This window comes from Stenotrophomonas sp. GW821-FHT01H02A (genome assembly GCF_059422145.1).
In genome coordinates this window covers 86,291-99,338 of the sequence record NZ_JBWKWI010000010.1, presented here as the reverse complement: position 1 = coordinate 99,338, position 13,048 = coordinate 86,291, and the positions used below count along the sequence as shown (strand labels likewise).

Sequence of the window (13,048 nt, the reverse complement as noted above, 5' to 3'; positions counted from 1 at the left end):
CTGCACCCGGCAGGTACAGTGCCGGCGGCACGCGGGCCATGCTAATGGATCGGCGGCAGGCGCGGGATCAAGGCCCCGCCACACCCGCCTGAAACGACAGACCCCGGCACGGGGCCAGGGTCTGTGGAATGACGCAGGGAACGCGCTGGCTTACGCCGCGACGACCTTGACCATTTCCAGGCACTTGTTGGAGTAGCCCCATTCGTTGTCGTACCAGGACACCAGCTTGACGAAGGTGCCATCCAGCGCGATGCCGGCATCGGCGTCGAACACCGAGGTGTGGGTTTCACCGCGGAAGTCGGTCGCCACGACCTTGTCTTCGGTGTAGCCCAGGATGCCCTTCAGCGCGCCTTCGCTCTGTGCCTTCACTTCAGCGCAGATCTCGGCGTAGGTGGCTTCCTTCTCCAGCTCGACGGTCAGATCGACCACCGACACGTCCGAGGTCGGTACGCGGAAGCTCATGCCGGTCAGTTTCTTGTTCAATTCCGGGATCACCACGCCGACGGCCTTGGCCGCACCGGTGGAGGACGGAATGATGTTTTCCAGGATGCCACGGCCACCGCGCCAGTCCTTGTTGGACGGGCCATCGACGGTCTTCTGGGTGGCGGTCGCCGCGTGCACGGTGGTCATCAGGCCGCGCTTGATGCCCCACTTGTCGTTGATGACCTTGGCCAGCGGGGCCAGGCAGTTGGTGGTGCACGAGGCATTGGAGACGATCGCCTGGCCGGCGTAGGTCTTGTCGTTCACGCCGAACACGAACATCGGGGTGTCGTCCTTCGACGGCGCCGACAGGATCACCTTCTTGGCGCCCGCGTCGATGTGCTTCTGCGCGGTTTCCTTGGTCAGGAACAGGCCGGTGGACTCGATCACCACGTCCACGCCGACCTCGTCCCACTTCAGGTTGGCCGGATCGCGTTCCTGGGTCAGGCGGATCTTCTTGCCGTTGACCAGCAGGTCGTTGCCGGAGACCTCCACATCGGCCTTGAAGCGGCCATGCACGGAGTCGTACTTCAGCATGTACGCCAGGTAGTCCGGCTCCAGCAGATCGTTGATGGCGACGATTTCGATGTCATTGCCGAAGTTCAGCACGGCCGAACGCAGCACGTTGCGCCCGATGCGACCGAAACCGTTGATGCCAACCTTGATTGCCATGTTCACAAGCTCCTGCAGCCGCGACGGTGCGGCGCCGATGGAAAGGGGTGTTCATTCTAGCAGGGCCAGGCCCGGGCAGGCCCGCCGAAGCCGAATGGGAACCGGTTACAACGGCAAATGCCCGGATTGATCCGGATCAAGGCGCGAAGCGGCGCGTGCGGGAAAACTGGGGCCATTCCCACCCGCCACGAGACCGTCTCATGCGCAAGACCTCCCCCCTCCTGCTCTCCTGCCTGGCCGCCAGCCTGGCGCTGGCCGCCGCCCCCGCCATGGCCCAGTCCAAGGGCGACTGGACGATCGGTGCCGGCGTACACCAGGTCGCCCCGAAGTCCAACAACGGCTCGCTGGCCGGCGGCACCCTGAAGGTCGATGTCGACAATGACATCAAGCCGACCATCACCGGTGAGTATTTCATCGCCGACAACCTCGGCATCGAGATCCTGGCCGCGCTGCCGTTCAAGCACGACATCAACATCGACGGCCTCGGCCGCGTCGGCAGCACCAAGCACCTGCCGCCGGTGGTTTCGCTGCAGTACCACTTCAACAGCAAGGGCAAGGTCTCCCCGTTCCTGGGCGCCGGCATCAACTACACCACCTTTTTCAGCGAGGAAACCAGCGGCGCGCTGGCCGGCAGCAAGCTGAAGATGGACGACTCCTGGGGCCTGGCCGCGCATGCGGGCCTGGACTTCGCGATCAATGACAAGGGCTCGCTGCGCGTCGACGTGCGCTGGATCGACATCGACAGCAAGGTCAAGCTCGACGGCGAGAAGCTTGGCACCGTCAACATCGACCCGCTCGCCTACGGCGTGTCATACGTGTTCAAGTTCTGATCGGCGGATCAGAACCCAACAAGGCAACACCCTCGCAGCAAGACAGTTCCCCGGCTTCGGCCGGGGTTTTTTTGGATTCACCCCGCCAACAGATGTTGTCCCGCCGCCCGCGCATGCAGCGTGGTCGTATCGAACACCGGCACCGTTGCATCCTGCGCCCCGACCAGCAGCATGATCTCCGTGCAGCCCAGGATGATGCCCTGCGCGCCGCGCTCCACCAGTCGCTGCATCACGGCACGGAACAGCTCGCGCGATGCCGGCAGCGCCTGGCCCTGCACCAGCTCCCCGTAGATGATCCGGTGCACCGCCGCGCGATCGTCGGCGTCCGGGACCAGCACCTCCAGGCCATGCGCCTGCGTGAGCCGACCCTTGTAGAAATCGTGCTCCATCGTGAACGCGGTGCCGAGCAGGCCGATGCGCCGCAACCCGGCGGCCTTGATTGCGTCGGCCGTGGGATCGGCGATGTGCAGCAGGGGAATCGCGATCGCCGCCTGCACTGCGTCGGCCATGCGGTGCATGGTGTTGGTGCAGATCACGATGGCGGTGGCACCGGCACCCTGCAGCCGCTGGGCCGCATCGATCATCCGCTGCGTGGCACTGTCCCAGTCGCCGGCATGCTGCAGCGCCTCGATCTCGGCGAAATCGAACGACCACAGCAGGATCCGCCCGGAATGTAGCCCGCCCAGCGTGTCGCGCACCTGCTCGTTGATCAGGCGGTAGTAGTGGGCGGAGCTTTCCCAGCTCATGCCGCCGATCAGGCCAATGATGTGGCTCATGGGATTACCTCCTGCGTCCGCCCGAAGCCGGGCACCCGGCGAGCCTAGCCGAAGCTGACCGGCGCTGCAGCCGGCCAGATCCTGGCAAGCCCGCGCACGGTCAGCCCGCTAGAATGCCGCGGATGAAAATGCCCTCCCTGCTTCCAGCCACCGCCCTTGCGCTGGCCCTCACCCTTGTTTCCACCGATGCCCTGGCCTGGGGCGCGCAAGGCCACCGGCTGGTCGCCCGGATTGCCGAAACCCGGCTGACCGCGCAGACCCAGGCCGAGGTCGACCGTCTGCTCGCCGCCGAGCCGGATCCGACACTGCACGGCATCGCCCCGTGGGCCGATCAGCTGCGCGCCAAGGACCCCGGCCTGGGCAAGCGCTCGGCCGGCTGGCACTACGTCAACATCGGCGAAGACGATTGCCACTACGAAGTGCAGAAGCACTGCAGGAATGGCAACTGCGTGGTCGAGGCGCTGAAAGCACAGACCGCGATCCTCGGTGACCGCAGCAAGTCCGATGCCGAACGCGCGCAGGCACTGAAGTTCGTGGTGCACTTCGCCGGTGACATCCACCAGCCGATGCATGCCGGCTACGGCCACGACAAAGGTGGCAACGATTTCCAGGTGCAGTTCAACAATCGCGGTACCAACCTGCACTCGCTGTGGGACAGCGGCATGCTGAACGAGCAGAAGCTGGATGACGAGCAGTACCTCAAGCGCCTGCTGGCCCTGCCAAAGCCGGCGTTCGCGAAGCGCTCCAACATCGATGCCGATGCCGTGCAATGGGCCGAAGCCAGCTGCCGGATCGCCATTGCACCTGGCGTTTACCCGGACAAGCGTACGCTGGGCCCCAGCTATGCGGCGACCTATCGCCCGGTCGCCGAGCGCGAGCTGCGCCTGGCCGGTGAACGCCTGGCGGTGCTGCTCAACGACACCCTGGGCAAACGCTGAGGTCCGCACCATGTCACTGCACGTCGCCAGTTTCTTCCACCCGGACAGCCACACGTTCAGCTACGTGGTGCATGACCCGGCGACGTTGCAGGCGGCGGTGATCGATCCCGTACTGGATTACGACCCGGACACCGACGCGCTCGGTGCCGGGCCGCTGCAGCCGCTGCTGGCCCATGTGCGCGAGCACGGTCTGCAGGTGCGCTGGCTGCTGGACACCCACGCCCACGCCGACCACATCAGCGCCGGGCGCTGGCTCAAGCGCCAGTGGCCGGGCGCGACCCTGGCCATGGGCGCGGGCATCGTGCAGGTGCAGCGCACCTTCGCCCCTCGTTACGCGCTGGATGTTCCGACCGACGGCTCGCAGTTCGATCATCTGTTCGCCGATGGCGAGCGCTTCACGCTCGGTGATATCGACGCCGAGGTGATCGCGGTGCCGGGGCACACCAGCGACAGCGTCGCCTATCGGATCGGCGATGCGCTGTTCACCGGCGACTCGCTGTTCATGCCCGACGGCGGCACCGCACGCTGCGATTTCCCGGGCGGCGATGCGGCGCAGCTGTACCGTTCGATCCAGCGCTTGCTGGCATTGCCGGACGCAACGCGTGTGTTCATCTGTCACGACTACGGCCCCGGTGGCCGCGAGGTCGCCAACGAAACCACCATCGGCGCGCAGCGCGCGCACAATATCCACCTGCATGACGGCGTCAGCGAAGCCGAGTTCGTCGCCACGCGCCAGGCACGCGATGCCACGCTGGCCGAGCCTAAATTGATGGAACCCTCAGTGAAAGCGAACATCCAGGGCGGCGCCGTTCGCGACGGATAGGCATCTCACCGCGTCGTGGGCGCACTGCTTCGCTACTTCGCCGGCGTCCCGCTGCGCACGGTCGTCTTGCCTTTCACGATTTCGAAGGTGAAGGTATACAGCAGGCTCACCGGGACAGGTTCGATGCGCGCGGCACCCTTGCAATCGCCCCGATCCGCTGGAACCTTCCCCTCCGCGAAGTGACACACCGCTGCGGGCACGTACTGCCAGGCCGCCACCGCATCCTGCGCGGACTGCAGCAACGGCGCATTCTCAGGGGCATTGCCAGCGGCGCATTCGTCGCGGTCCTGCACCGGCAGACTTCGCTCCACGCGACCCTGCGCATCGATGACCAACTGCAGGCACACTGTCGTGGGCGAAAGCTCACTGCGCGGATCGCGATCGCCCAGCACGGGGTCCGGACCTGCATTCAGTTGCGGCATCCGGTAACCCTCCGCAGCCTTCAGCTGGTAGCTCGCCACCTGCGCAGCCCCCGTACCGGTGGCCGGATCCAAGCGCTGGTGACCCACGTTCTCCGCCCGCGTGTCCACTGACGTAAGCGTCTCATGGGTGGCACAGCCAGCCATCAACAGCGCCGCCACTGCCAGGACGGATGACTGCCTCATGGCGTTGGCACCTCATCATCCATGGCGTAGGTGACCGGAATCTTCAGCGCCGAGGCCACCGCCTTGCCATTCCGGATCGCCGGTTCGAAAGTCCACTGTTTCGCGGCAGCGACCGTCGCGTCGTCGAATACACCCGCCGGGCTCGCCTCAAGCACGCGTACATCGGTCGCCCTGCCTTCGTCATCCACGTCCACCCTGACCACGACCTTGCCGACGATGCGCTGCTCGGCCGCCGTTTTCGGGTAGGACGGCGGCGGCATCTTGTGCGCGGTCGCATCGCGATCGGCGGCGACCGCGCTGCCCTGCCCCGCCCAGGCCACCGTGCCCAGGCCCACGCACAACCCGACCACCAGCACCTGCCCGGTCAACCACGGCAATGTGTTCCGCTTGTGTTCCTTCAACATGGCAATCCGCTCCTTCAACATCGGTTGGCTGCGCCAGTGGCAGGCCATCGGTGCAACCGGGTGGGCCAACTGCGCCTTGAGCAGCGCGTTGGCGTAGAGCCGGCGCAGTGCCGGATGCGGATCGACCGTGCGGGCGTCGCAGGCCAGCTCCTGGTCACGCAGGAACCGGCGCGCCGCCCACGGCAGCAACGGGTGGAACCAGAACACGCACCGCAGCGCGGCCAGCGCGGCGTTTGCCCAGGGATCGCCATGACGACGATGGCTGTGTTCGTGGCGCAGGATCAGCTCCTGCTCGGCGGGGCTGAAGCGCTGCTCGAAGTCCGGGCCAACCACGATCCGCGGCCGCCACAAGCCGACCAGCGCCGGCAGGCCCGGATCGCCACTGGCCTGCCAGCTGCCATCCGCGCGCGCCTGCAGCGCGCCCAGGGCATGCTCGAAGCGGCGCTGCGCGCGCCAGCTGATGCCGGCCATCGCCACCGCGCCCAGCAGCCACACCGTCAACAGCAGCAGCGGCCACTGCGGGGCATCGGGCGGCACGGCAGGCGCGCGCAGCGCCGTGGCCATCACCATCACCGGCGCCGTCTCGGTGATCGGTAGCCGCGGCAGCGGCAGGTAAGCAGCGATCAGCACCAATGGCAGCAGCCACCAGCTGCGGTAGGCCAGCGCTGCGCCCCCCAGGCGCAGCAGCAGCGGCCGTGCCGCGGCCAGCACCACGGCCGCGAGCGCCAACCACACGCTGGCCTGCAGCAGTCCGTCGAGCAGCTCAGTCATGGCCCAGCTCCCGGATCAGCTGCTTCAGCTCGGCGATATCCCGTGCGCTGAGCTCGCCGCGTTGGCTGAAATGCGCGACCAGCGGCGCAACGCGGCCGTCGAACACCCGCTCCAGGAATCCCTCGCTCTGCTCGGCCACCCAGGCCTGGCGCTGCAGCACCGGCGAATACAGATAGCGGCGGCCGTCGCGACTGGCGCTGATCGCTCCCTTGGTCAGCAGCCGGTTGAGCAGGGACTTGATGGTGGGCTCGGCCCAGTCGCGGCTGGCCAGTGCGGCCACCACCTCATCAGCGCCCAGTGGGTGGCTGCGCCACAGCACTTCCATGACGACCGCTTCGGCTTCACTGATCTGGCTCATCATTTACATCCGTAATCGACTCTTCGATTACGCCTGTAATCGAAACAGGTGTCAACCCCTTCTACAACCGGTTCATCCCACCGCTGCCAGCATCGACGCATGCCCCACGGAGCCCTCGATGAGACGCTACCGAAAATTCGATTACCCGGTGGACGATGTACGCCGCTTCCTGGAGCCCGGCCCGATCGTGCTGATCAGCTCGGCCTGGAAAGGCCAGCGCAACATCATGACCCTGGGCTGGCACATGGTGCTGGAGTTCACGCCGTTGCGCCTGGCGACCATGATCTCCACCGGCAACCACAGCTTCGAGATGATCCGCCGCAGTGGCGAATGCGTCATCAATGTACCCACCGCGGAGATGCTCGATACGGTGGTGGGGATCGGCAACAGCAGCGGTGTGGAAATCGACAAGTTCGCGCACTTCGGTCTGGACGCGGTCGCCGCCAGTGAGGTCGCTGCCCCGTTGATCGCCCAGTGCCATGCCAGCTTCGAGTGCCGGCTGGCGGACCGCAGCCAGATCAAACGGCACGGCCTGTTCATCTGGGAGGTGGTCAAGGCGCATGTCGCACGTTCCCCGAAAGTGCCGCGCACGGTGCATTACCGGGGCGATGGCCAGTTCATGGTCTCCGGCGATGAAGTCTCGCGTCGCCGTCTGTTCAAACCGGAAATGCTGTAATGACCCGCATGATTTCGCAGGATAGCGCCGCATGACCGAACACCTGACCGACCTGGACGCCGCCGCCGAGTGGCTGCTGCAGCGGGTCGATGGCCCCCTGCGCATCGGCGCCCCGCTCGCCCTGGGCAAGCCGCACCGGCTGCTCAACGCGCTGTATGCCCGGGTGGAGAACGATGCCTCGCGACCGCTGCAGCTGTATACCGCGCTGTCGCTGAATCCGCCGCGTGGCGGTGCCGGGCTGGAAGCCCGCTTCATGAAGCCGTTCGCCGAGCGTCATTTCGGTGCGGACTTCCCGCGCCTGGCCTACGCCGATGCCATGGTGCGCGACCAGCTGCCAGCGCATGTGCAGGTGGAAGAGTTCTACATGCAGTCCGGGGCATTGCTGAACTCCTCGCAGGCCCAGCGCAGCTACACCAGTCTCAACTACACCCATGCCGCCGATGCGGTGGCGCAGCGCGCGCCGCATGCGATCGTGCAGAAAGTGGCGATGCGCGCGAACGACCGGCGGCTGTCGCTGTCGTGCAACAACGACATCACCCAGGACACCCTGGATGCGATGGCCGCACGCGGCCTGCCGCGCCCGTTGATGATTGCCGAGATCGATCCGCAGCTGCCCTATCTGGCCGGCTCGGCCACGGTGGATGTGTCGTTCTTCGATCTGGTGATCACGCCACCGGGCCCGTATCCGGACCTGTTCGGCCTGCCGCGCCAACCGGTCAGCGATGCCGATTATGCCATCGGGCTGTACGCCAGCACGCTGGTGCGCGATGGCGGCACCCTGCAGATCGGCATCGGCACCCTGGCCGATGCGCTCAGCCACGCGCTGGTGCTGCGGCATACCGACAACGCACGCTACCGGCAGATCCTGCAGGCGCTGGACCCGGCGTTGGCCAGCCATCCGACGGTGCTTGAATGCGGTGGCCTGGAGCCGTTCGAGATCGGCCTGTACGGCTGCAGTGAGATGCTCAACGAAGGCTTCCGCCGGCTGGTCCAGACCGGGGTGATCCGGCGCAAGGTGCATGATGATCTGGCCTTGCTGCAGCGGATCGAGAACGGCACCGCGTGGACCACCGATTACGCCACCCTCGAGGCCGAGGGCGAGTACCTGCACGGCGCGTTCTACCTGGGCTCGCCGGAGTTCTACCAGTGGCTGCGCGACCTGCCCGATGACGAGCGCAGCGCGATCGGCATGCGCCGGATCAGCGAGATCAACCAGCTCTACGGCGGCGATGAAACGCTGGAGCGGATGCAGCGTCGCGATGCGCGCTTCTTCAACTCCTGCATGATGGCCACCGCGCTCGGCGCTGCCGTTTCCGATGCGCTGGAAGACGGCCGCGTGGTCTCCGGCGTGGGCGGCCAGTACAACTTCGTGGCGATGGCGCATGCCCTGCCCGGCGCACGCAGTGCGCTGATCTTCCGCGCCACCCGCGACGACAAGGGCGTGCTGCACTCCAACGTGCGCTGGAACTACGGGCACACCACGATCCCGCGGCACCTGCGCGACCTGTACATCAACGAGTACGGCATCGCCGACCTGCGCAACATGACCGACGAGGACTGCGTGATCGCGATGGCCGCGATCACCGATGCACAGTTCCAGGCCGCCTTGCTGGACCAGGCGAAAGCGTCGAAAAAGCTGGCGACCGGTTTCACACCGTCCGGCGATGGACAGCGCAACACCGCCGCGGCGGTCAGCGCGGCGCTGGCACCGTTCCGCCAGTCCGGCCTGCTGCCGGATTACCCGCTGGGCAGTGATTTCACCGAGGTCGAGCAGCACCTGGTCAAAGCCTTGGGCTGGCTGAAGCAGAACACGCAGACGCCGATCGCCAAGCTGCGCACGGTGCTGTCGGCGCTGACGCAACCGGCCGGCGATGGCGACCAGGCCTATCTGCAGCGGATGGGGCTGGAGGCGCCGCAGACGATGGGTGAGCGCATCGAAGCACGCCTGCTGCGGCTGGGGTTGGCGCGCACCGCATGATGCGCAGTGCCCTGGCACGCGGGCAGTACCGGCCGCGGGTCGGCGCGCGCCAGGCCAGGGCGGATTGCAGAGGATCGCGCCCTCCATGACTCCAGAACGCAGAAGGCCGGCTTTCGCCGGCCTTCCGTTTGCTGGCGCCGAGCAGGGCTCGACGCACTCCAGCGACGATCAGTTCGCCAGCTGCGCCTTGGCTGCGGCCACGACATGGTCGGCGGTGATGCCGAAGTGCTTGTACAGCGCTTCCGCCGGGGCCGAGGCACCGAAGGTGTCGATACCGACCACCGCACCGTCCAGGCCCACGTACTGGCGCCAGAAACCGGTGACGCCGGCTTCCACGGCCACGCGGTTGCGCACGGCATTGGGCAGCACGGACTCACGGTAGGCGGCGTCCTGGCGCTCGAACACGTCGGTCGACGGCATCGACACCACGCGGGTCTTGATTCCGGCGGCATCCAGTTCCGCCTTGGCGGTCACGGCCAGGCCCACTTCCGAACCGGTGCCGATCAGGATCACGTCCGGCACGCCGCCTTCGGCGTCGGCCAGCACGTAGCCACCGCGCGCGATCTGGGCGACCTGCTCGGTGCTGCGCGGCTGGTGCGGCAGGTTCTGGCGGCTGAACACCAGGCAGCTCGGGCCGTCCTTGCGGGTGATCGCCGACTTCCAGCTGACCGCCGATTCGACCGCATCGCACGGACGCCACACATCGTTGTTCGGGATGTAGCGCAGCGAGGCCAGGTGTTCCACCGGCTGGTGGGTCGGGCCATCTTCGCCGAGGCCGATCGAATCGTGCGTGTACACGTGGATCGCGTGGGCCGGGATCAGCGCGCTCATGCGCACGCCGTTGCGGGCGTAATCGCTGAACACCAGGAAGGTGGCGTCGAACGGAATGAACCCACCATGCAGGGCCAGACCGTTGGCGATCGCGGTCATGCCGAACTCGCGCACGCCGTAGTACACGTAGTTGGCGTTCGGGTCATCGGTGGCGACCGACTTGCTGGCCTTCCACAGGGTCAGGTTGGAGTGCGCCAGATCGGCAGAGCCACCCACCAGCTCCGGCAGCAGCGGGGCAAAGGCTTCGATCGCCAGCTGCGAGGCCTTGCGCGAGGCGATGGTCTGGCCGTCGGCCTGGACCTGGGCGATGTAGGCATCGGCCTTGGCGATGAAGTCGGCCGGCAGCTCGCCGTGCGAACGACGGATCAGTTCGTCGGCTTCGGCCGGGAACTGCGCCGCGTACTTGTCGAACTGCTGCTCCCACTCGGCCTGGCGCAGGGTGCCGGTGCCGCCCGCGCGCCAGCCGGCGTAGATCTCTTCCGGGATCTCGAACGGGCCATAGGGCCAGCCCAGCTGCTTGCGGGTCGCTTCCAGCTCATCCTTGCCCAGTGGGGCGCCGTGGCTGGATTCCTTGCCGGCCTTGTTCGGCGAACCGAAGCCGATCGTGGTGCGGCAGCAGATCAGGGTCGGCTTGTCGAACTGCGACAGCGCGCTGTCGATGGCGGACTTGATGCTTTCCGGGTCGTGGCCATCGACGCCGCGCACCACGTTCCAGCCATAGGCTTCGAAACGCTCGGGGGTGTTGTCGGTGAACCAGCCATCGGTGTTGCCGTCGATGGAGATGTGGTTGTCGTCCCAGAAGCAGACCAGCTTGGACAGGCCCCAGGTGCCGGCCAGCGAGGCGGCTTCATGCGAGATGCCTTCCATCAGGCAGCCATCGCCCAGGAACACCCAGGTGCGGTGGTCGACGATCTCGTGTTCCGGGCGGTTGTAGCGCTGTGCCAGCAGTTTCTCGGCCAGGGCGAAGCCCACGGCGTTGGCCAGACCCTGACCCAGCGGACCGGTGGTCGTCTCCACGCCGGGGGTTTCATGGTGTTCCGGATGGCCGGCGGTCTTGCTGCCCAGCTGGCGGAACTGCTTGAGCTGTTCGATCGGCAGGTCGTAGCCGCTCAGGTGCAGCAGCGCGTACTGCAGCATCGAGCCGTGGCCGTTGGACAGCACGAAGCGGTCGCGGTTGAACCACTTCGGATTCTTCGGGTTGTGACGGAGATAGTCGTTCCAGAGCACTTCGGCGATGTCGGCCATGCCCATCGGCATGCCGGGATGACCGGACTTGGCGGTTTCGACCGCATCAGCGGCAAGGAAGCGGATGGCATTGGCCAACTGGCGGCGGGTAGGCTGCGTCATGGTTCTGTCGGAGTCGGGAGGCTCCCGCGGAGCTGCGGGCAGCCCATTGTCCCACAGGTGATCGGCGGGGTCAGGCCGGAGACAGGCCAGGCGCTTAACGACGACGCCCCGCACAAGGCGGGGCGTCGCGGGACCAGCAGGCTGCGCAGGCTCAGTCGCGCGGGGCCGGAGCGGGCGCCGGGGCGACCGTGGCCACGACCGGGCCATCGTCCACCTCGCCCTTGGCCACCAGGGTGGTCAGGGCCAGATCGCCGGTGACGTTCAGCGCGGTCCGGCACATGTCCAGGAAGTGGTTCACGCCGAGGATCAGGCCGATGCCCAGCGGGTTGACGCCGACCATGGCGCAGATCATCGCCACCACCGGCAGCGAGCCGGAAGGCACGCCGGCGGTACCGATGCCGCCCAGGATGCAGACCGCCATCACCATGAACTGCTGGCCGATGCTCAGGTCCACGCCGAAGAACTGCGCCAGGAAGATCACCGTCACGCCCTCGAACAGCGCGGTGCCGTTCTGGTTGGCGGTGGCGCCCACGGTCAGCACGAAGCGCGAGACCTTCTGCGGCAGGCCCATCTGGTCGGCCACGCGCAGCGCGGTCGGCAGGGTGGCGTTGCTGGAGGCGGTCGAGAAGGCCATCACGGTGGCCTCCTGGGTGTCGCGGAAGAACGCCAGCGGCGAACGGCCGGACAGCCATACCGCGACGCCGTAGGTCACCACCATGTGCAGGCCCAGCGCCAGCACCACCACGCCCACGTACGCGCCCAGACGGATGATCAGCTCGAAGCCGAACAACGCGGCCAGGTTGAACATGAAGCAGGCCACCGCGTACGGGGCCAGGCGGATGACCAGGTTGATCAGGGTCATCGAGATTTCGAAGATGCCTTCGATGGCGCGACGCAGCGGGGCGACCTTCTCTTCGTCGGTCAGCACCATGCCGATGCCGAACATCAGCGCGAAGAACATCAGCGAGAGGATGGCGCCATTGCTGGAGGCCGCCTCGACCACGTTGCTCGGCACGATCGACAGCAGCATGTCCATGCCCTTCGGCGTGCCATGGATGCCGGCGACGATTTCCTTGCTGCGCTCGGCATTCTCGGTGAGCATCTGCGCGGCCACGACCGGGTCCACACCGGCGCCGGGCTTGAGTACGTTGACCAGCACCAGGCCGATGCCCACGGCGATGCCGGAGAGCAGGATGGTGTAGGCCAGCGTCTTCCAGCCGATGCGGCCGAGGGCGCGGATGTCGCCCATTTCCGACACGCCCATGATCAGCGCCGAGAAAATCAGCGGCACGATCAGCATGAAGATCAGATTGAGGAACAGGCCCGAGGCCGGGGTGGTGACGTAGTCCATCACCCATTTGGCTGCGGCATGCAGGCCGTCGACGCTGCCACCCAGGGCATGGACGGTCAGCCCGAGGACCAGGCCGACGATGAAGCCAATGCCCATTTTCCAATGCAAAGGCAGTTTCTGCCGGGTCGTTGCGGCCTCAGTCATGGAGCGGCGTTCCTCAAAAAATGAAATCAGCTTAGCAAAGGCGGCCGCCCTGACCGACACGCCT

General features: G+C 66.6%; 12 protein-coding genes. 5 read left to right on the top strand and 7 right to left on the bottom strand.

What is annotated here, in order from left to right:
- Positions 1 to 150: 150 nt before the first annotated feature.
- A complete protein-coding gene (gap, locus tag AC07WC_RS15310) occupies positions 151 to 1,152 on the bottom strand; it encodes a type I glyceraldehyde-3-phosphate dehydrogenase (protein WP_019183902.1) in 1,002 nt (333 codons plus the stop codon).
- A gap of 200 nt (positions 1,153 to 1,352) precedes the next feature.
- Between gap and AC07WC_RS15305 the strand changes: the two genes are divergently transcribed.
- Positions 1,353 to 1,982 carry an OmpW/AlkL family protein gene (locus AC07WC_RS15305; protein WP_495210757.1) on the top strand — a complete coding sequence of 210 codons (630 nt, stop codon included), beginning with the start codon at positions 1,353 to 1,355 and terminating at the stop codon, positions 1,980 to 1,982.
- 77 nt (positions 1,983 to 2,059) lie between these two features.
- Here the strand turns inward: AC07WC_RS15305 and AC07WC_RS15300 are convergent, their stop codons facing one another.
- Positions 2,060 to 2,758, bottom strand: a complete 699-nt coding sequence (locus AC07WC_RS15300) for an aspartate/glutamate racemase family protein (protein ID WP_495210756.1) — start codon at positions 2,756 to 2,758, stop codon at positions 2,060 to 2,062.
- 122 nt (positions 2,759 to 2,880) lie between these two features.
- On the opposite strand from AC07WC_RS15300, the gene AC07WC_RS15295 reads away from it, so the two are divergent.
- Both AC07WC_RS15295 and AC07WC_RS15290 read left to right on the top strand, forming a co-directional pair.
- Positions 2,881 to 3,696: a S1/P1 nuclease gene (locus tag AC07WC_RS15295; protein WP_495210755.1), complete on the top strand. Its 816-nt coding sequence runs from the start codon at positions 2,881 to 2,883 to the stop codon at positions 3,694 to 3,696.
- Between the two features lie 10 nt (positions 3,697 to 3,706).
- Positions 3,707 to 4,519, top strand: a complete 813-nt coding sequence (locus AC07WC_RS15290; protein ID WP_495210754.1) for an MBL fold metallo-hydrolase — start codon at positions 3,707 to 3,709, stop codon at positions 4,517 to 4,519.
- A gap of 32 nt (positions 4,520 to 4,551) precedes the next feature.
- Here the strand turns inward: AC07WC_RS15290 and AC07WC_RS15285 are convergent, their stop codons facing one another.
- The 3 genes from AC07WC_RS15285 to AC07WC_RS15275 are packed head-to-tail and all read right to left on the bottom strand — an operon-like array spanning position 4,552 to position 6,657.
- Positions 4,552 to 5,124 carry a hypothetical protein gene (locus AC07WC_RS15285; protein ID WP_495210753.1) on the bottom strand — a complete coding sequence of 191 codons (573 nt, stop codon included), beginning with the start codon at positions 5,122 to 5,124 and terminating at the stop codon, positions 4,552 to 4,554.
- On the bottom strand, positions 5,121 to 6,299 hold the full coding sequence (locus AC07WC_RS15280) for a M56 family metallopeptidase (RefSeq protein ID WP_495210752.1): 1,179 nt from the start codon (positions 6,297 to 6,299) through the stop codon (positions 5,121 to 5,123). The genes AC07WC_RS15285 and AC07WC_RS15280 overlap by 4 nt, the downstream gene beginning before the upstream one ends.
- The gene (locus tag AC07WC_RS15275) at positions 6,292 to 6,657 is read right to left on the bottom strand and encodes a BlaI/MecI/CopY family transcriptional regulator (RefSeq protein ID WP_495210751.1); all 366 of its coding nucleotides are present in this window, start codon (positions 6,655 to 6,657) and stop codon (positions 6,292 to 6,294) included. Before AC07WC_RS15275 ends, AC07WC_RS15280 begins: the two co-directional genes overlap by 8 nt.
- A gap of 118 nt (positions 6,658 to 6,775) precedes the next feature.
- Between AC07WC_RS15275 and AC07WC_RS15270 the strand changes: the two genes are divergently transcribed.
- Together AC07WC_RS15270 and AC07WC_RS15265 are read left to right on the top strand one after the other, a co-directional pair.
- Positions 6,776 to 7,333, top strand: coding sequence for a flavin reductase family protein (locus AC07WC_RS15270; protein WP_495210750.1), 558 nt, complete (start codon positions 6,776 to 6,778; stop codon positions 7,331 to 7,333).
- Positions 7,334 to 7,364: 31 nt separating this feature from the next.
- A complete protein-coding gene (locus AC07WC_RS15265) occupies positions 7,365 to 9,311 on the top strand; it encodes an acetyl-CoA hydrolase/transferase C-terminal domain-containing protein (RefSeq protein WP_495210749.1) in 1,947 nt (648 codons plus the stop codon).
- Positions 9,312 to 9,479: 168 nt separating this feature from the next.
- Here AC07WC_RS15265 and tkt read toward each other — a convergent pair whose 3' ends face one another.
- Both tkt and AC07WC_RS15255 read right to left on the bottom strand, forming a co-directional pair.
- The gene (tkt, locus tag AC07WC_RS15260; RefSeq protein WP_495210748.1) at positions 9,480 to 11,489 is read right to left on the bottom strand and encodes a transketolase; all 2,010 of its coding nucleotides are present in this window, start codon (positions 11,487 to 11,489) and stop codon (positions 9,480 to 9,482) included.
- Positions 11,490 to 11,640: 151 nt separating this feature from the next.
- The gene (locus AC07WC_RS15255; RefSeq protein ID WP_495210747.1) at positions 11,641 to 12,984 is read right to left on the bottom strand and encodes a dicarboxylate/amino acid:cation symporter; all 1,344 of its coding nucleotides are present in this window, start codon (positions 12,982 to 12,984) and stop codon (positions 11,641 to 11,643) included.
- Positions 12,985 to 13,048: the final 64 nt, after the last annotated feature.